The 17530-nt window shown below is 68.4% G+C and carries 15 protein-coding genes, 3 pseudogenes and 2 riboswitches; of the genes and pseudogenes, 15 read left to right on the top strand and 3 right to left on the bottom strand.

Going from position 1 to position 17530, the window contains the following annotated elements; translation table 11 throughout:
- Positions 1 to 23 precede the first annotated feature (23 nt).
- A riboswitch (cobalamin riboswitch) is annotated at positions 24 to 149 on the top strand.
- 50 nt (positions 150 to 199) lie between these two features.
- From PE067_RS15740 to PE067_RS15730, 3 genes are read left to right on the top strand one after another with little or no spacing between them, the layout of a single operon-like run.
- On the top strand, positions 200 to 385 hold the full coding sequence (locus PE067_RS15740) for a CbtB domain-containing protein (RefSeq protein ID WP_276190645.1): 186 nt from the start codon (positions 200 to 202) through the stop codon (positions 383 to 385).
- A 1-nt stretch (position 386) separates the two neighbouring features.
- Positions 387 to 1163 (top strand): CbtA family protein, encoded by a 777-nt coding sequence (locus PE067_RS15735; RefSeq protein ID WP_276190644.1) that lies wholly within the window; start codon positions 387 to 389, stop codon positions 1161 to 1163.
- Between the two features lie 6 nt (positions 1164 to 1169).
- Positions 1170 to 1769 carry a hypothetical protein gene (locus PE067_RS15730; RefSeq protein WP_276190643.1) on the top strand — a complete coding sequence of 200 codons (600 nt, stop codon included), beginning with the start codon at positions 1170 to 1172 and terminating at the stop codon, positions 1767 to 1769.
- On the opposite strand, the gene PE067_RS15725 is transcribed toward PE067_RS15730, so the two are convergent.
- Positions 1748 to 3217, bottom strand: coding sequence for a cobyric acid synthase (locus tag PE067_RS15725; protein ID WP_276190642.1), 1470 nt, complete (start codon positions 3215 to 3217; stop codon positions 1748 to 1750). The two genes, PE067_RS15730 and PE067_RS15725, sit on opposite strands and share 22 nt — an antisense overlap.
- Before the next feature lie 30 nt (positions 3218 to 3247).
- Entirely contained in the window at positions 3248 to 3862 is a 615-nt protein-coding gene (cobO, locus tag PE067_RS15720) for a cob(I)yrinic acid a,c-diamide adenosyltransferase (RefSeq protein ID WP_276190641.1), read from the bottom strand.
- 104 nt (positions 3863 to 3966) lie between these two features.
- A riboswitch (cobalamin riboswitch) is annotated at positions 3967 to 4168 on the top strand.
- Positions 4169 to 4245: 77 nt separating this feature from the next.
- Between cobO and PE067_RS15715 the strand changes: the two genes are divergently transcribed.
- From PE067_RS15715 to cobJ, 7 genes and pseudogenes are all read left to right on the top strand, one after another.
- Positions 4246 to 4614 (top strand): DUF1636 domain-containing protein, encoded by a 369-nt coding sequence (locus PE067_RS15715; RefSeq protein ID WP_276190640.1) that lies wholly within the window; start codon positions 4246 to 4248, stop codon positions 4612 to 4614.
- Complete coding sequence (gene cobW, locus PE067_RS15710; protein ID WP_276190639.1) at positions 4611 to 5621, top strand: cobalamin biosynthesis protein CobW; 1011 nt, start codon at positions 4611 to 4613, stop codon at positions 5619 to 5621. Before PE067_RS15715 ends, cobW begins: the two co-directional genes overlap by 4 nt.
- Entirely contained in the window at positions 5621 to 9049 is a 3429-nt protein-coding gene (locus PE067_RS15705; RefSeq protein WP_276190638.1) for a cobaltochelatase subunit CobN, read from the top strand. Before cobW ends, PE067_RS15705 begins: the two co-directional genes overlap by 1 nt.
- A pseudogene (locus PE067_RS15700) lies at positions 8994 to 9266 on the top strand (hypothetical protein); the annotation flags it as partial. The gene PE067_RS15705 and the pseudogene PE067_RS15700, both read left to right, overlap by 56 nt.
- 813 nt (positions 9267 to 10079) lie before the next feature.
- Entirely contained in the window at positions 10080 to 10709 is a 630-nt protein-coding gene (locus PE067_RS15695) for a precorrin-8X methylmutase (RefSeq protein ID WP_276190782.1), read from the top strand.
- A 2-nt stretch (positions 10710 to 10711) separates the two neighbouring features.
- Positions 10712 to 11467 (top strand): precorrin-2 C(20)-methyltransferase, encoded by a 756-nt coding sequence (locus tag PE067_RS15690; RefSeq protein WP_276190637.1) that lies wholly within the window; start codon positions 10712 to 10714, stop codon positions 11465 to 11467.
- The gene (cobJ, locus tag PE067_RS15685; RefSeq protein ID WP_276190636.1) at positions 11464 to 12207 is read left to right on the top strand and encodes a precorrin-3B C(17)-methyltransferase; all 744 of its coding nucleotides are present in this window, start codon (positions 11464 to 11466) and stop codon (positions 12205 to 12207) included. The genes PE067_RS15690 and cobJ overlap by 4 nt, the downstream gene beginning before the upstream one ends.
- On the opposite strand, the gene PE067_RS15680 is transcribed toward cobJ, so the two are convergent.
- Positions 12174 to 12923: a cobalt-precorrin-6A reductase gene (locus PE067_RS15680; RefSeq protein ID WP_276190635.1), complete on the bottom strand. Its 750-nt coding sequence runs from the start codon at positions 12921 to 12923 to the stop codon at positions 12174 to 12176. The two genes, cobJ and PE067_RS15680, sit on opposite strands and share 34 nt — an antisense overlap.
- Positions 12924 to 12933: 10 nt before the next feature.
- Between PE067_RS15680 and cbiE the strand changes: the two are divergent.
- The 5 genes and pseudogenes from cbiE to cobF all read left to right on the top strand — a co-directional run bounded on the left by cbiE (position 12934) and on the right by cobF (position 17516).
- Positions 12934 to 14090, top strand: a pseudogene (gene cbiE, locus PE067_RS15675) (precorrin-6y C5,15-methyltransferase (decarboxylating) subunit CbiE).
- Positions 14075 to 14473 carry a cobalamin biosynthesis protein gene (locus PE067_RS15670; protein ID WP_346429707.1) on the top strand — a complete coding sequence of 133 codons (399 nt, stop codon included), beginning with the start codon at positions 14075 to 14077 and terminating at the stop codon, positions 14471 to 14473. Before cbiE ends, PE067_RS15670 begins: the two are co-directional and overlap by 16 nt.
- The gene (cobM, locus tag PE067_RS15665) at positions 14470 to 15261 is read left to right on the top strand and encodes a precorrin-4 C(11)-methyltransferase (RefSeq protein ID WP_276190634.1); all 792 of its coding nucleotides are present in this window, start codon (positions 14470 to 14472) and stop codon (positions 15259 to 15261) included. The genes PE067_RS15670 and cobM overlap by 4 nt, the downstream gene beginning before the upstream one ends.
- 151 nt (positions 15262 to 15412) lie before the next feature.
- Positions 15413 to 16731 (top strand): annotated as a pseudogene (locus tag PE067_RS15660) (cobyrinate a,c-diamide synthase).
- Entirely contained in the window at positions 16728 to 17516 is a 789-nt protein-coding gene (gene cobF, locus PE067_RS15655) for a precorrin-6A synthase (deacetylating) (RefSeq protein ID WP_276190633.1), read from the top strand. The pseudogene PE067_RS15660 and the gene cobF overlap by 4 nt, the downstream one beginning before the upstream one ends.
- Positions 17517 to 17530 lie beyond the last annotated feature (14 nt).

The following is a 17530-nucleotide window of genomic DNA, read 5'->3' as shown; positions in this document are numbered from 1 at the left end:
GCGACAGGGAAGTCCGCAAGGACATGGGAACCGGGTCCGAAACCCGACCGCCCCCGCGACTGTGAGTGGTGAGCGCCACGGAAACAGCCACTGGTGCATCCGCACTGGGAAGGCCCGCAAAGCGCAACGATCCACGAGTCAGGAGACCGATCCCCGTCACGCAACGAACCACCGTCGGGTGTGACGGTAAGGAGACGACATGAACAAGACCCTCTCGCCGGCGCTGTCCGGCGCCTCGACCGCATCGGGTTCCCTGACCGGGACGATCGTTCTGGCCGCGCTTGCGGGCGCGATCCTGATCTTTTTCACCGGCATGGCCCAACCCGAAGCCCTGCATGACGCGGCCCATGACGTGCGTCATGCGGCAGGTTACCCCTGCCACTGAGATGAACATGAAAGCTGTTGCCAGCGCGGTGATCGCTGGCGCTGTGGCAGGGCTGATTGCCGCCCTGCTTCAGCTTTGGCTTGTCCAGCCGGTGCTTTTGCATGCCGAGCTGTATGAATCGGGTGAATTGACCCATGTCGCGGATGCCTCGGGGCATCATCATGGTGACGAAGACGGCCATGACCACGCGCATGACGCCGCAGGTGATGCGGCGGTCACGCCCGCCGCCGATCACGCGGCCCCTGCCCATGGCGGTTTCCAGATCGACCCGCCGCGCGACGGGCTGTCGGTGCTGTTCTCGATCCTGCTTTATGCGGGCTATGGCCTGCTGATGCTGGCCGTGGTGCTGTTCACCATCTCGCGCGGGCGCGAATTCACGCTGCGCGACGGCATCCTGTGGGGTGTCGCGGGCTTTCTGGCGGTGCAGTTCATCCCGGCCATCGGTCTTGCCCCGGAACTGCCCGGCATGGCGGCGGCAGATCTGGGCGCGCGCCAGCTTTGGTGGACCGGCACGGTCGTCGCCAGCGCCGCCGCGCTGTGGCTGATCGCCTTCGGCCGCAACTGGGCGGCATGGGGCGCGGCGATTGTCCTGCTGCTGTTGCCCCAGATCATCGGCGCCCCGGCCCCGGCCGAATTCACCGGCCCGACCCCGCCGGAACTGGCCGCCGAATTCGGCGCCCGCGCGCTTGGCGTCGGTCTGGCCGGTTGGGTGACCCTGGGCCTGATGCTGTTCTGGCTGCTGTCCACAGACCGGCAGACCGACCGCCGCGACGCCTGATCCGGCATGGCGGGCACGGCAGGCCACCCGCCCGAAACGCTCGTCAAGGCTCTGGCCCTCGGCTGGAGCCTTGCCATTTTCGACGGCGCGACAACGCTGGTGCTGCAAGGCCCGCCACGCATCCGGGGCCGGGTCCTGCGCGGCGATGACTGGCTGCTGGCGCTGCCGCAAGGCATCGCCCTGATGGGTTTCCAGAGGATTTCGCGAAACCCGACCGCCTGCAATCACGGCATGGCCCTGTCGCTGCCCATGGGGACCTGCGCCCCGCGCCTGCTGTGGCGCAACCGCGGCTGCATTCCCGTCACCGGCAAGCCCGCGCCCAGACTGCCCGCGCTGCCGCCGGGCCATCGCGCCATCGGCCTGACCATGTCGCCCCGCGCCAGTGCCCTGGGCCATCCTTTCGCGCAAACCCTGCCGCAAGACTGGCAGGATCAGCGGCACGCTGCGGAACGCGCGATCCTTGGCGGGCAACCCTTGCCGCATGGGCTGCCGCGCGACCTGCTGCGCTGCGTGCTGCGCGATCTGGCCGCAAGCGCGCCGGGCAAGGGGCTGAGCGAACTGGCCCGCCTGCACGACCGCCCGCTTTACCGCGCGTTGACAGGGTAAGGCGGCAGCCCCGCCAGCGCCAGCAGATCATCCACGCGCAGGTGGCGTTCGATATGGTCGGCCAGTTCGTCCAGAACCGTATCGACGGTGGTTTCAAAGCGCATCGCCGATGCCCCGCCAAACCCGCGCAGATAGCTGTCACGAAAGCCGTCGTCGGAAAACAGCCCGTGCAGATAGGTGCCCTGCACCAGCCCATCCGCGGATATCGCGCCATCCGCCCGGCCCTCCACACGGGCAAAGGGGCGCGCGGCATCCGGCCCGTCGCTATGGCCCAGATGGATCTCATACCCCGTCAGGCGCGCACCCGAGGCCAGATGTTCGGCCCGCACCTGCCGCAGCACCTTGTCCCCGCCAAGCGTGGTTTCGATGTCCAGGTGACCCAGCCCCGGACTGCTGCCCGCAGGCCCCTCGATCCCATCGGGATCATGCACGGCGCGGCCCAGCATCTGATAGCCGCCGCAGATCCCCAGCACCCGGCCACCCCGGCGCAGATGCGCGGCAAGGTCGATATCCCAGCCCTGCGCGCGCAGAAAGGCCAGATCGGCGCGGGTCGATTTGCTGCCCGGCAGGATGACCAGCCCGGCATCGCCCGGAATCGCCTGACCGGGATGAACCGCGATCAGTTCGACGCCCGGCTCGGCCCCCAAAGGATCGAGATCGTCGAAATTCGCGACGCGGGAAAAGACCAGCCATGCGATTTTCAGCCCCTTGCCTTCGGTCTTGCGGGCAATGTCCTGCGCATCCTCGGCGGGCAACAGATGGGCGCGATCAAAGGCGGGCAGAATACCCGCGCCGCGCCAGCCGGTGCGGTTCTCGATATAGCCATATCCATCAGAAAACAGATCAGGATCGCCGCGAAATTTATTGATGATGAAAGATTTTATCAGGCTGTTGTCACCCGCCGACAGCACCGCCTGCGTGCCGACGATCTGCGCGATCACGCCGCCCCGGTCGATATCACCCAGCAAGACGACCGGAACGCTCGCCGCCTCGGCAAAGCCCATATTGGCGATGTCCGCGCCGCGCAGATTGACCTCGGCCGCGCTGCCCGCGCCTTCGACCACGACCAGATCATGCGCTGCTTCCAACCGGTGGTAACTGTCCAGCACCACGCCCAGCAGTTCGGGCTTTTTGCCCCAATATTCCCGCGCCTTGAAGGTGCCAAGCCGTTGCCCGCGCAGGATCACTTGCGCCCCCATGTCGGATCTGGGTTTCAGCAGCACCGGGTTCATATCGACATGCGGCGCCAACCCCGCCGCCCGCGCCTGCAGCGCCTGCGCGCGACCGATCTCGCCCCCGTCCGGCGTCACGGCGGCATTGTTCGACATATTCTGCGGCTTGAAGGGCGCGACACGGAAACCCCGCCGCCGAAAGGCACGGCACAGCCCCGCCACCACCAGCGATTTCCCGACATTCGAGCCGGTGCCCTGAAACATCAGCCCCGCCATATCATCCCCGTCATATCGCGGTTTCCGGCATCAGAACTCGATACCCGGCTGCCCCTTGATCCCGGCGCGCCAGGGATGTTTCACCAGCGTCATTTCGGTCACCAGATCGGCCATTTCGATCAGTTCAGGCTTGGCATTGCGACCCGTCAGGATGACATGGGTCATTTCGGGCTTTTCGTCGCGCATAAAGGCGCAGACCTCGGCGATATCCAGATAGTCATAGCGCAGCGCGATATTGATTTCGTCCAGCAGGACCAGACGGTTGCGTTCGTCGCGGATCAGTTCTCTGGCCTTGTCCCAGCCTGCGCGCGCGGCGGCGATATCGCGGTCCTTGTCCTGCGTTTCCCAGGTAAAGCCCTCGCCCATGGTGAAGAACTGGCACAGGTCGGGGAAATGCTGCGTCAGCAGGCGACGCTCGCCCGTGTCGCGATTGCCCTTGATGAACTGGACGACGGCACAGGGCATCTGATGGGCGATTGCGCGCAACACCATCCCAAAGGCTGAGGACGACTTGCCCTTGCCCGGCCCGGTATGGACGACGATCAGGCCCTTTTCGCCCTGACGATCGGCGTTCATGCGGTCGCGCGCGGATTTTATTTTCTTCATCTTGTCAGCATGTTGCTGACTGTCATTGCGATTTTCCACGAACTCCCCTGCCGATTGGATCCCGACGCGGAGATTGGCTCCGCCCGCCCGTGTATTCAACCGCGAAATGGCGGTCCGGCTTGACTTCGCGCGCGGCTTGGCGGCACAAGGACGGCGGCAAAGGTTCCTGCGGCAACGCAGGCTAAGAGGGAATGCGCCACCAAGCGCAGCCGCCCCCGCGACCGTGACCGGAAAACGCCGCCGCACCGCCACTGGACCTGTTCCGGGAAGGCAGCGGGGGCAACGCAAGGCAACGCCTCGCGTGTTCCGCAAGCCGGGAGACCTGCCTTGCCCGAAGTGACCAAGACACGAACGGGGTGTTTCGTGGACGGACGGCAGCCCGCCTGCCTTTCGCCGCGACATCCCCCAGAACAGGACGCGCCATGGCGGTGACGCTGTATCTTTGCCAGACCTGCCGGATGGGCCAGCCCGTCCCCGATGACGGCGTCGTGCCCGGCGAACGGCTGCTGAGCGCGGTCATGGCGGGCGAGTTGCCCGGCGATATCCGGCTGGAACCCGTCGCCTGCCTGTCGGCCTGCGCGCGCGGCTGCGCCGTCGCGCTGTCGCGGCCCGGATCCTGGACCTATGTGCAGGGCGGCCTGACCCCCGATGACGCGGCCGAAGTCGTCACCATGGCCCGCCAATATGCCGAAACCGCCGATGGCGTCGTGCCCTGGCGCGAACGCTCCGCCCTGTTTCGCAAGAACACCATCGCCCGAATTCCCCCATTTCCGCCAAAGGATCCCCTATGAATGCGCTAGCCAAGACCCCCGTTACCGTCATCACGGGCTTTCTGGGCGCGGGTAAAACCACGCTGATCCGCCATCTGATCGCCAATGCCGGCGGGCGCAAGCTGGCGGTTCTGGTCAATGAATTCGGCACGGCGGGCGTGGACGGGGATATCCTGAAATCCTGTTCCAACGCCGATTGCCCGGAAACGAATATCCTTGAGCTGGCGAATGGCTGCATCTGCTGCACCGTCGCCGATGATTTCATCCCGGCGATGGAACAGTTGCTGGCCCTGTCTGACCCGCCCGATCACATCCTGATCGAAACCTCGGGGCTGGCGCTGCCGAAACCCTTGCTGAGGGCATTCGACTGGCCCGCCGTTCGGTCGCGGATCACGGTGGACGGCGTGATTGCGCTGGCCGATGCCGAGGCGCTGGCCGCAGGCGATTTCGACGAAGGCGAGGCTGCGGGCGAAGGCGCCGACCACGACAGCCCGCTGGCCGAGGTCTTCGAGGATCAGGTGAACTGCGCCGATATCATCCTGCTGACCAAATCCGACCTGGCCGATGCCGACACCCGCGCCGCCGCCCGCGCGAAACTGGCCGGCATCGCGCACCGCGAATTGCCGGTGATCGAGGTGTCCGAGGGCATCGTCGATCCGCGCGTCATTCTGGGCCTTGAGGCCGCGGCCGAGGGCGATCTGGCCGCCCGCCCCTCGCATCACGATGGCGCCGACGACCACGAACACGAGGATTTCGACAGCGTCGTGATCGAACTGCCCGAAGTCACCGACCCCGCCGACCTGACCGCCCGGATCGAACGTCTGGCCCGCGAACAGCACATCCTGCGCGTCAAGGGCCATGTCGCGGTGCAGGGCAAGCCGATGCGCCTGCTGGTGCAGGCCGTCGGCGCGCGGGTGCGCCAGCAATACGACCAGCCCTGGACCGGCGCGCGCGTCTCGCAGCTTGTCGTGATCGGCGAACATCACGACATCGACGAAGCCGCGATCCGTCAGGTCCTGCTGGGCTGATGCATATCCTCTTTCGCGAAAGCGGGGGGCTTGCGGAAAGCTCGGTGCCGCAGGATCTGGGGCAGACGCCCGCGGATCTGGTGGTGCTGTCCTTTTCCGACAGCGACCTTGCCGCTTTCGCGCGGGGGTGGCGGCAGGCGCCCGGCCTGCCCTCGTTGCGGCTGGCGCCGCTTGCGCGGCTGACCCATCCGGTTTCCGTCGATCAATATGGCGATGCGGTGCTGTCCCATGCCCGCGCCGTTCTGGTCCGCCTGATCGGCGGTGCGGCCTGGTGGCAGCAGGGCGTCATGCTGTTGCAGGATCTGGCACGCCGGCGCGGGATCCGGCTGGTCCTGCTGCCGGGTGACAGCGGGCAGGACCGGAAATTGCGCGATCTGTCCACCGTCGACGGCGCGTTGTGGGACCGGCTGAACCGGCTGTGCGCCGAGGGCAGCCATCAGGCGGCGCGCGTGGCCTTGCACCTGCTGTCGGGTCAGGATGCCCCGGACCCCGCCCCCCTGCCGCAGGTCGGCTGGCTGGATGGGGCGCCCCATGACATGGCGCACCGTGACAAGGCGCACCGTGACAAGGCGATCAGGGGCAACGGGATCGAGGGCAACCGGATCGGGGGCGGCTGGATCGCGATACCGCTATATCGGTCCTGGGTCATGGCGGGCGATACCGATCCGATCCACGCAATGATCGCGGCCTTTGCCCGGCGTGGGGTCGAGGCGCGGGGCATCTATCTGCCCTCGCTGAAATCGCCCGAGGCACAGGCCTTTCTGCACGATGCCTTTGCAGCCCGCCCGCCCCTGGCCATCGTCAACACCACCGCCTTTTCAACCGGAGAGACGGGCTGCGCCCTGCGCTCCGGCCCGCCGGTCTTTCAGGCCATCGTCTCGACCGCGCCGGCGCATCTGTGGCAGCAGGACGGGCGCGGGCTGTCGCCCGCCGATCTGGCCATGCATGTCGTTCTGCCCGAGGTCGACGGCCGCATTCCCGCACAGATCATTTCGGTCAAGCAAGAGGCGGCGACCGATCCCGCACTGGAATTCGCGCCCCTGCGTCACCACCCGCTGCCCGACCGGATCGAGGCATTGGCCGATCGCGTCCTTGGCTGGATCGCCTTGCAGGGCGCCGATCCGCGTCACGGCGCCCGGCCATCCGATCCGAAGACCGCCCCGGCAACGGCAACCATGCCGGACCCGGATTCCGGCTGCGTCAGCCCCGGCGCTGCCCAAGCTGCCCAAGCTGCCCAAGCTGCCCAAGCTGCCCAAGCTGCCCAAGCTGCCCAGACATGCGCCGCGACCACGGGCAAGGACAAGCCACCTGATGGCCGCACAGCGCAAAATGCGCTCGCCCTTGTTCTGTCCACCTATCCCGGCAAGGCCTGGCTGGACGCCCATGCCGTGGGCCTTGACGCCACGCAATCGGCGCTGGCGATGCTGCGCCATCTGGGCCAGACCCCGCCCCCTCTGGCCGGTGCCCTGCGCAGCCAGACGCTGGACTGGCCGCTGGCGGATTACCTTGCCGCGCTGAACGCCCTGCCCCAGCCCCTGCGGGACAGCCTGACCGCGACATGGGGCCAGCCGCAAAACGACCCGCAGATCACGGCCAGTCACGTTCAATTCCACGCCCTGCGCGTCGGGCCGCATCTGGTCGCCCTGCAGCCCGAACGTGGCCGCTTTGATGACCGCGAAACGGGTTACCACGACCTGTCCGCCCCGCCGCGCCATGCCTATGTCGCCTTTTACCTGTGGCTGCGCGCGCAAGACATCCGCGCCATCGTCCATATCGGCGCGCATGGCACGCTGGAATGGCTGCCCGGCAAGGCCGCCGCCCTGTCCGCCACCTGCTGGCCCGAGGCCCTGACCGGCGCCCTGCCGGTGATCTATCCTTTCATCGTCAACGACCCCGGAGAGGCCGCCCAGGCCCGCCGCCGCCTTGGTGCGGTGACCATCGGCCACCTGCCTCCTGCTCTCAGACAATCACAACTTCCCGAAAAATTCGTTAATCTGGAACAGATGCTGGACCGTTATTCCACCGCCGATGGCATAGACCCTGCCCGCCGCGACCGGCTGGCGGGGATGATCGGGGATGAGGCGCGGGCGCTTGGCCTGTTCGACACGCTTGGCCTGCACAGCAGCGGTGATCTGGACGCGCTGACCACGCTGGACCGTTTCGTCTGCGAACTGAAGGAAAGCCGCTACAGCGACGGGCTGCATGTCTGGGGCGACAGCCCCGGCGAATGGCAGGGCTTCGATGCGGCACTGTCGGGGCGTCATGTCACGCCCGGCCCTTCGGGCAGCCCGTGGCGCGGTGCGGGCGATGTGCTGCCCACGGGCCGCAACCTTTACGCCGTCGATCCCCGCGCCCTGCCCACGCCCGAGGCCGAGGACAAGGGCCGTCAGATGGCCGCCGAACTGATCCGCAGCTATCTGCAGGATCACGGCGATTACCCGGCCGAGGTGATGATCGACCTGTGGGGTTCGGCCACGATGCGCACGGGGGGCGAGGATCTGGCGATGGCCATGGCGCTGGCCGGTCTGCGGGCGCTGCGCGACCCCGGCACGGGCCGCGTCAACGGGGTCGAGGTCGTGCCGCTGGCGGAACTGGGTCGCCCGCGGATCGGTGTCAGCCTGAAGATCTCGGGCCTGTTCCGCGACAGTTTTCCGGTGCTGTTGCAACTGTTTACCCTTGGCTGCCAGATGCTTGCGCGACGCGAGGAAAGCGCCGCCGACAACCCCTATACCGATGCGGCGCGGATCTTTGGCCCGCGCGAAGGCATCTATGGAACCGGCATCGACATCGAGGCCACGCCCGATCAGGTCGGCGCGGCATGGCTGGCGAATGGCGCATTCACCCATGACGGCACACACCCGGCGCAACCCGATGCCCCGGCGCTGGAACGCGCGCTTGGCCGTCTGTCGGCCCATGTCCATACGCAGGACCTGCCCGAAACCGATCTGCTGATGTCCGAGGATTACGCCGCCCATATCGGCGGGATCGCGGCGGCGCTTGGGCGGCTTGGCCGCGATGCGCCGCTGTATCATCTGGACAATACGCGGGCCGAACAGGTGACCATGCGCGAACTCGAGGCGGAACTGGCGCGCATCACATGGACCCGCGCCGCCGCCCGCGACTGGATCCTGGGGATGATGCGCCACGGCGCGCGCGGCGCCGCCGAAATCGTGGCCGGCACCCGGCATCTGGCGTCGTTTTCGCGGCTGACGGGGCGGGTCACGCCGCAGCTTTTCGACGATATCGCCCGCGCGACCCTGCTGGACGATGAGGTGCTGGAGTTCCTGCGCGACCAGAACCCGGATGCCCTGCGCGCGCTGCTGGACACGCTGCGATCACTGCGCGAAGACGGGCTGTGGCCGACGCGGCACAATGCCATTGCGGCATTGCTGGACGCCGAAACCGGGGATGCCGATGCCGGGCTTTGAAATCAAGGGCTGGTGCCCCGCCCCAAGCCGCCCGATGCGCAGCGGCGATGGCTGGATCATGCGGCTGAAACCGCTTGGCGGGCGCATCAGCGCGGCGCAGGCACGGGGCATCGCCGCCATCTCGCGCCGCTACGGCAATGGCCGCATGGAGCTGACCAATCGCGGCTCGCTGCAATTGCGCGGCATTCGCGATGATGCGCTGACGGCGGCGCAGGACGATCTGGCGGCGCTGGATCTGGATCAGGCGGGTGCGCTGGCCGCCGTGCTGCTGGCCCCCGGCGGCGACGACGACGCCCTCGCCCGCGAATTGGCGCAGGTGCTGGCCGCCCATCCCGGCCTGCCCGCCAAATTCGGGCTGGCGATCGACACCGGCCCGCAGCGGCTGCTGAGCGATGCCATGGCCGACCTGCATGTGCAGGCGCATGGGAACGGGCTGGCCCTGCGCCTGTCGGGCCGCGCGCGGGGTATCGCCGTCACGCGCGACAACATCGCGAGCAGGCTGGACGACCTGCTGGCGCATTTCATAGCCCAGGGCACGCAAGGCGGCAGGGGCCGGATGCGTGACTGGGATGCACCGCTTGACGAAACCGCGCCACCGCCACCCCTGACCACCCCCACGCCCGGCCCCTTTGGCGGGCTGGTCCTGCACGGGCTGGCCTTTGGCGCGATCACGGCCGATCTGCTGGAAACCTGCGCGGAAACCGGCCCGCTGGTGCTGACGTCCTGGCGGATGATCGGGCTGACGGCGGCGCTGGATCACCCCGACCTGATCCTTGACCCCGCCGATCCCATGCTGCGCGCACATGCCTGCGTGGGGGCGCCGGACTGCGAACAGGGGCATGGCCCGGTGCGCGATCTTGCGCAGGCTCTTGCGCCGCGCCTTGGCATGGGCGAAAGCCTGCATGTCTCGGGCTGTGCGAAACATTGCGCCTGCCCGCTGCCCGCAACCCATAACCTGACCCGGACCCCATCGGGGCTGATCTACGAACACCCGGACGGCCCGCCCATTCCCATCCGATCCAAGGACCAGATGACCCATCAATACGAAACCGACGGTGCCGCGATCTACGCCCGCTCTTTCTCGATCATCCGCGCCGAAGCGGATCTGGCCCGCTTCACCCCCGAGGAAGAGCGTGTTGCCGTGCGCATGATCCATGCCGCGGGGCTGGTCGGGCTGGAACGCGACATCCGCATGACCCCGGATTTCGCCACGGCGGCGATTGCGGCCCTGCAGGCGGGCGCGCCGGTCCTGTGCGATGCGCGCATGGTGTCCGAAGGGATCACGCGCAAACGCCTGCCCGCCGCCAATCAGGTGATCTGCACCCTGAACGACGCGCAGGTGCCGATGCTGGCACAGGCGATGGCAAACACCCGTTCCGCCGCCGCGCTGGAACTGTGGCGCCCGAATCTGGCGGGTGCGGTCGTGGCCATCGGCAATGCCCCGACCGCGCTGTTTCACCTGCTGAACATGCTGGAGGATCCCGACTGTCCCCGCCCCGCCGCGATCATCGGCTGCCCGGTGGGTTTTGTCGGGGCCGCAGAATCGAAGGACGCGCTGATCGCCGCGCCGCCCGTGCCGTCGCTGGTGGTGCTGGGCAGGCTTGGCGGATCGGCGGTGACGGTTGCGGCCGTCAATGCGCTGGCCTCGGCACAGGAATAGCCATGCGCCCTGACGACAAACCCAGGGGCCGGATCATCTGCGCGGGGCTTGGCCCCGGCGCGCAGGATCTGATGAGCCTGCGCACCGCCCGCGCCATCGCAGCCGCGCGCCACATCGCCTATTTCCGCAAGAAGGGCCGCAAGGGCCGCGCCCGCGCCACGGTCGAAGGCATGCTGCCCGCAGGCGTCACCGAACATGCGATGGAATATCCCGTCACGACCGAGCTGCATTTCGGGTCCGATGGCTACCGGCAGGCGCTGGCGGCCTTTTACGACGATTGGGCGGAACGCCTGACCGACCTGACCCGGACGGATGATGTCGTTGTCCTGTGCGAGGGCGATCCGTTCTTTTACGGATCCTTCATGCACCTGCATCTGCGCCTGCAGGACCGCGCCGTGATCGAGGTCATCCCCGGCATCACCGGCATGTCCGGCTGCTGGACCGAAACCGGGCGCCCGATCACATGGGGCGACGATGTGCTGACGATCCTGCCCGGCACCCTGCCGCAGGACGAACTGGCCCGCCGTCTGTCTGACGCCGATGCGGCGGTGGTGATGAAGATCGGGCGCAACCTGCCCCGCATCCGTGCAGCCCTGGAAACCGCCGGGCGGCTGGATGACGCCTGGCTGTGTGTCGAGGGCACGATGGCCGGCCAGCGCATTGCACCGCTGGCGCAGGTCGATCTGGCCGATTGCCCCTATTTCGCGACCGTCATCCTGCATGGCAATGGCCGCCGCCCGCTGGCGGAGATCGAATGACCGGGCGGCTGACCATTCTGGGCCTTGGCCCCGGCGCCGCGGGCCTGATCGCGCCCGATGCGCAGGCGGCGGTCGATGGGGCGACCGATGTGCTGGGCTATGCGCCCTATGTCGCGCGCATCCCCGCCCGCCCCGGCCTGACCCTGCACCCGACCGACAACCGCGAGGAACTGGACCGCGCCCGCCATGCCATCGCGCTGGCGCAGGGGGGCGCGCAGGTCGCGGTGGTGTCCTCGGGCGATCCCGGCGTCTTTGCCATGGCCGCCGCCGTCTTCGAGGCGTTGGAGGATATTTCCCCCGCCGATCATCCCGATATCGCGGTCATCCCCGGCATCACCGCCATGCTGGCCGCCGCTGCCCGCTGCGGCGCGCCGCTTGGTCATGATTTCTGCGCAATCAACCTGTCGGACAATCTGAAATCCGCCGAAACCATCCGCCACCGCATCCGCCACGCCGCGCTTGGCGGCTTTGCCATGGGCTTTTACAACCCGCGATCCAAGGCCCGCCCCGATGGTTTCGCCCGCGCGCTGGAGGTGCTGCGCGAGACCTGCGAACCCGGCCGCATCGTGATATTCGCCCGCGCCGTGACCACGCCCGACGAATCCATCACCGTGACCACGCTGGCACATGCACGCGACGACATGGCGGACATGCGCACCGTGGTCCTGATCGGCAATCCCCAGACCCGGCGCGTCGGCAAATGGGTCTATACCCCGCGTTTCGCGTCCGAGGGCACATGACGCGCGATCCAGCCCATCGCCTGTTCGGGCGTTTCGGCAACCTCTCGCCGGGGGATGGCGGGGCGGTCGACCATCACGACCGGCAGGCGCAGCGCACGCGCCGCCGCGATCTTGGCATAGGCGCCGCTGCCGCCGGAATTCTTGCTGACGACGCAGGTGATGCGGTGATCGCGCAGCAGCGCCAGATCATCCTGCATCCGAAAGGGACCGCGCGCCACGACCCATTCCGCTCCGGGCAAGGGCGGGGTTTCGGGCGGATCGACCAGCCGCAGCAAAAGATGCTGGCTCAGCCCCTGAAAGGCGGCCAGCTCGCCCCGGCCGATGGCCAGAAAGACGCGGTCGCCGATCAGGGCGCGGGCTGCCGCCGCCATATCCGCGACACGGATCCAGTGATCGCCGGGCTGCGGCTGCCATGCCGCGCGTTCCAGCGCCAGCAGCGGCAGGCCCAGCACCTGCGCCGCCTGACAGGCATTGCGGCTGATCTGCGCGGCAAAGGGATGGGTCGCGTCGATGATCGCGGCAACCCGATGATCGCGGCACCAGCGCACCATCCCCCCGGCCCCGCCAAAGCCGCCGGTCCTGACCGGCAGAGGCTGAGCGCGCGGGCTGGCCACCGCGCCCGCATAGGAATAGACCGCATCCCGCCCCGCATCGGCCAGGGCAAGGGCCAGAGCGGCGGCCTCGGTCGTGCCGCCCAACAAAAGGATGCGTGACATGGATACCCCCATGAATTCCCGGTGGCTGACGATCATCGGCGTGCAGGAAAGCGGCCCCGCAGGCCTGACGGAACCCGCCCGCGCGGCGCTTCAGGCGGCCGATATCATCTTTGGCGGGCGGCGTCATCTGGCGCTGATCGGCGCGGGCACGCGGGGCCGCGAATGGCCGCGCCCCTTTTCGATCGCGCCGGTGCTGGAGGTGCGGGGGCAAGAGACCGTCGTCCTGGCCTCGGGCGATCCGTTCTGGCATGGCACGGGCACGGCGCTGGCCGCCGCCCTGCAGCCGGACGAATGGATCAGCCTGCCCGCGCCTTCGACCTTTTCGCTGGCGGCGAACCGGCTTGGCTGGCCGCTTGAACAGGCGACCTGCCGCGCCCTGCACGCCGCGCCGCTGGAAAGCATCGCCGACCATCTGCTGCCCGGTGCCCGGCTGGTCCTGCTGGTCCGCGACGGAACGGCGGTGCATGAGATCGCGCGCCAGTTGACCGACCGGATCACCGCCGAGCTGACGGTGCTGGAACGCGCTGGCGGGCCTCATGAACGGGTATCGCCCTATGCCGAGGGCGCCGAATATGCCGCGCCGGTCGCGCTGGCGGTGCAGATCCTTGATTCAGATGCGCTGTCGCTGGCGCCGGGTCGCGCCGCCGATGCCTTTGCCCATGACGGCCAGATCACCAAGCCGATGATCCGCGCGATGACGCTGGCGGCGCTCGCCCCGCGCGGGGGCGAGATGCTGTGGGATCTGGGCGCGGGGTCGGGATCGGTCGCGGTCGAGTGGTGCAGGCTTGGCGGCCATGCCATCGCCGTCGAAACGCGCGCCGACCGCTGCGCCAATATCGCCGACAACATTCACGGCTTTGGTCTGGCCGCGCGGATGCGCGTCGTCCAGGGCGACAACGCGGCGGTGCTGCCCGATCTGCCCGCCCCCGATGCGATCTTTGCCGGCGGCGGTTTCGATCAGCAACTGTTCATCGCGATCCGCCGCCACGCCCCCGATGCCCGGCTGGTCGTCAATGCCGTGACGCTGGAAACGCAGGCGCTGCTGACGCGGCTGTCGGCGGCCCATGGCGGCAGCCTGACCCGGATCGAACTGGCCCATGCCGCCCCCTTGGCACCCTGCGCGGCTGGCAGCCGACCTGGCCCGTCACGCAATGGAGCCTGCCATGATTGCCGCCGGAATTGCTGCGGGCATCGGCCTGCGCGCCTCGGCCACGATCGAGGATCTGCAGATCCTGCTGTATCTGTCCGACCGCCTGCCCGACCGCATCGCCATGCTGGCCGACAAGGCCGGACACCCGGCCTTGCAGGATATCCTGCGCCGCACCGGCCTGCCCCTGATAACCTATCCGCGCGACGCGATCCGGGGCGTGGCCACCCCCGGCCAGTCGGCCCGGCAAATGACCATTTTCGGCACGGGTTCCGTGTCCGAGGCCTGCGCGCTGCTGGCCGCGGGGCCGCAATCGCGCCTGCTGGGGCCGCGCATCTTCGCGCCTTCGGGGCGCGCCACCATCGCCTTTGCCATCGCCTCGACCATCAAGGGGGAAACGTGACCGTCCATTTCATCGGCGCCGGTCCCGGCGCGCCCGACCTGCTGACCCTGCGCGGGCGCGACCTGATCGCGGCCTCGCCCGTCTGTCTTTACGCGGGCTCGCTGATCCCCGAACAGGTGCTGTCGCATTGCCCGGCGGGCGCGCGGATCGTGAACACCGCGCCGATGTCGCTGGACCAGATCATCGCGGAAATCGCGGATGCCCATGCGGCGGGCCATGATATCGCGCGGCTGCATTCGGGCGACCTGTCGGTGTGGTCGGCGATGGGCGAACAGTTGCGCAGGCTGGATGCGCTTGGCATTCCCTATGACGTGACGCCCGGCGTGCCGTCATTCGCCGCAGCCGCAGCCGCGCTTGGGGCGGAACTGACGCTGCCGGGGCTGGCGCAATCGGTGGTGCTGACCCGCACATCCGGCCGGGCGACGGGGATGCCCGAAACCGAAACGCTCGAAGCCTTTGCCGCCAGCCGCGCGGTTCTGGCGATCCATCTGTCGATCCATGTCGCGGATCAGGTGCAGGCGCGGCTGCTGCCCCATTACGGCCCCGATTGCCCGCTCGCGGTGATCTGGCGCGCAAGCTGGCCCGACCAGCAGATCGAGCGTGGCGCGCTGCGCGACCTGACCGCCCTTGCCGCGCGCGGGGCCGAACGCACGGCGCTGATTCTGGTCGGCGAAACGCTGGCCCGCACGGGTGCCGATTTCGGCGAAAGCCGGTTGTATGCAGGCGATTACGACCGCCGTTTTCGCCCCGTCGGCGCCGCGCCGCGTTTCCCCGAGGGGCAGGAATGACCCGCCCCCTGACAAGCCAATCTGCGCGGCCGGGAACCATCGCCCTCACGCGCGAACACCACGGCCGGATGCCCGGATCGTTCCAACCGGCACCCGTGGCGCGCCCTCTGGCGATGGCGACCCGATGCCACAGACCGCACGAGGGCAACGCATGACGCAAATTGCAGGGAAACCGGGCCTGATGATCGCCGCGCCTGCCTCGGGGACGGGCAAGACGACGGTGATGCTGGGGCTTTTGCGGGCGCTGCGCGACCGGGGTCTGGCGGTGCAGCCGTTCAAATGCGGGCCGGATTACATCGACCCGGCCTTTCACCTTGCGGCCTCGGGGCGGCAGTCCTTCAATCTGGATGGTTGGGCGATGGGGCGCGGGCTGATCGGGCAACTGGCCGGGATCGCGGGCGATGCCGATCTGTCGATCGCCGAGGGCTCGATGGGGCTGTATGACGGGGTGCTGCGCAGTGGCGCCTTCAGCAACGGATCCAGCGCCAGTATCGCGCGGGAATTCGGCTGGCCGGTGGTGCTGGTCATCGACTGTTCGGGACAGGCGCAATCGGCGGCGGCGACGGGCTTGGGCTTTGCGCGGCTCGACCCGGATCTGCCCTTTGCCGGAGTGATCCTGAACCGCGTCGCATCCCCGCGCCATGAAAGCCTGCTGCGCGCCGCATTCGCGGATCTGGGCATGACGGTCTTTGGCTGCCTGCCCCGCCGTCACGATCTGGTGCTGGCCGAGCGTCACCTTGGGCTGGTGCAGGCGGTCGAACATCCCTCGCTGGAGCAGGCGGTGCAGGATTACGCCCGGATGCTGGCCGATCACGTCGATCTGGACGCCCTGCGCGCAGCGGCCGGGGCGCGGGCCGGGGTCCCGGCGCACGGCCGCATCACGCCCCCCGCCCAGCATATCGCGCTGACGCGGGACGAAGCCTTTTCCTTTACCTATCCCCATCTGCTGCAGGGCTGGCGCGACGCCGGGGCACAGATCAGCTTTTCTCGCCCCTCGCCGACGAAGCCCCGGCGCCGGACGCAGATATGGTCTGGCTGGCGGGCGGCTATCCCGAATTGCACGCGGCGCGCATCGCGGCCAACCGGGGCTTTCTGGACGGGCTGCGGCGCTTTGCCGAAACCCGCCCGGTGCATGGCGAATGCGGCGGCTATATGGTGCTGGGCCGCGCATTGACCGATGCGCAGGGCGCGACGCATGAGATGGCGGGTCTGCTGGGGCTGCGCACCTCATTCGCCAAGCGCAAGCTGAACCTTGGCTATCGCCGCGCCGCGCTGCTGACCCCGGTCGGGGCCTATGCGGCAGGCACCTGCCTGCGCGGGCATGAGTTCCACTATTCCTCGATCCTCGACCAGCCCGACGCGCCGCTGGCCGATGTCACCGACGCCAATGGCGAGACGGCGGCACAAAGCGGGTCGCGGCGCGGCCATATCACCGGCAGCTTTTTCCACATGATCGCCGAGGACGCATGACCACCCCCGACCTGACCCTTTCTCTGATCGGCATCGGCTGCGGCAATCCCGATCACCTGACCCTGCAGGCGATTGCCGAAATCAACCGCGCCGACCTGATCCTGATCCCCGACAAGGGCGCGGGTAAGGGCGAGCTGGCGCAACTGCGCGACACGATCCTGTCGCGGCACCTGCACGCCCGGGCAAAGGTCCGGCGCTTTGCCATGCCGGTGCGTCGGGACAGCGGCGATTACCTGTCGGCGGTCAGCGACTGGCACGACGCCATCGCCCGCGCGTGGCTGGAGGCGATTGCCGCCGAACCCGGCACGCGCCGCGTGGCCCTGCTGGTCTGGGGCGATCCCTCGCTTTACGATAGCACCCTGCGCATCGCCGAACGCCTCTCCGGGATCCGGCTGCGCGTGGTGCCGGGCATCACCTCGATCTCGGCGCTTTGCGCGGCGCATGGCATTGCGCTGAACGATCTGTCAGCCCCGGTCGCGATCCTGCCCGCCCGTCACCTGCGCGACCACGGCTGGCCGCAGGGCATCGCGACCATCGCGGTCATGCTGGACGACGGCAGCGCGCTGGCGGGTTGTCCGGGACCGGCGCGGATCCATTGGGGCGCCTATCTGGGCATGGCGCAGCAGGATCTGATCCGGGGCGACCTGGACGATCTGCGCGACACGATCCTGTCGCGCCGCGCTGCGCTGCGGCAGCAACACGGCTGGATCATGGATGCCTATCTGCTGACAAAGCCCCGCGACGGGATCGCGGGGCCAGACAGGATCGCGGAGCCAAAGGAATAAGATCAGCGTTTTCG

The sequence above is a fragment of the Paracoccus sp. DMF-8 genome, assembly GCF_029309835.1.
In the GTDB taxonomy this organism is placed as follows: domain Bacteria; phylum Pseudomonadota; class Alphaproteobacteria; order Rhodobacterales; family Rhodobacteraceae; genus Paracoccus.
The sequence above is the reverse complement of the archived record's forward strand: the minus strand, read 5'-3'. Positions and strand labels throughout refer to the sequence as shown.

Excerpts from the sequence above, each read along its gene's own strand:
- PE067_RS15740 (WP_276190645.1), top strand. The coding sequence starts at position 200 with ATGAACAAGACCCTCTCGCCGGCGCTGTCCGGCGCCTCGACCGCATCG.
- PE067_RS15735 (WP_276190644.1), top strand. The coding sequence starts at position 387 with ATGAACATGAAAGCTGTTGCCAGCGCGGTGATCGCTGGCGCTGTGGCA.
- PE067_RS15730 (WP_276190643.1), top strand. The coding sequence starts at position 1,170 with ATGGCGGGCACGGCAGGCCACCCGCCCGAAACGCTCGTCAAGGCTCTG.
- PE067_RS15725 (WP_276190642.1), bottom strand. The coding sequence starts at position 3,217 with ATGGCGGGGCTGATGTTTCAGGGCACCGGCTCGAATGTCGGGAAATCG.
- PE067_RS15715 (WP_276190640.1), top strand. The coding sequence starts at position 4,246 with ATGGCGGTGACGCTGTATCTTTGCCAGACCTGCCGGATGGGCCAGCCC.
- cobW (WP_276190639.1), top strand. The coding sequence starts at position 4,611 with ATGAATGCGCTAGCCAAGACCCCCGTTACCGTCATCACGGGCTTTCTG.
- PE067_RS15705 (WP_276190638.1), top strand. The coding sequence starts at position 5,621 with ATGCATATCCTCTTTCGCGAAAGCGGGGGGCTTGCGGAAAGCTCGGTG.
- PE067_RS15695 (WP_276190782.1), top strand. The coding sequence starts at position 10,080 with ATGACCCATCAATACGAAACCGACGGTGCCGCGATCTACGCCCGCTCT.
- PE067_RS15690 (WP_276190637.1), top strand. The coding sequence starts at position 10,712 with ATGCGCCCTGACGACAAACCCAGGGGCCGGATCATCTGCGCGGGGCTT.
- cobJ (WP_276190636.1), top strand. The coding sequence starts at position 11,464 with ATGACCGGGCGGCTGACCATTCTGGGCCTTGGCCCCGGCGCCGCGGGC.
- PE067_RS15680 (WP_276190635.1), bottom strand. The coding sequence starts at position 12,923 with ATGTCACGCATCCTTTTGTTGGGCGGCACGACCGAGGCCGCCGCTCTG.
- PE067_RS15670 (WP_346429707.1), top strand. The coding sequence starts at position 14,075 with ATGGAGCCTGCCATGATTGCCGCCGGAATTGCTGCGGGCATCGGCCTG.
- cobF (WP_276190633.1), top strand. The coding sequence starts at position 16,728 with ATGACCACCCCCGACCTGACCCTTTCTCTGATCGGCATCGGCTGCGGC.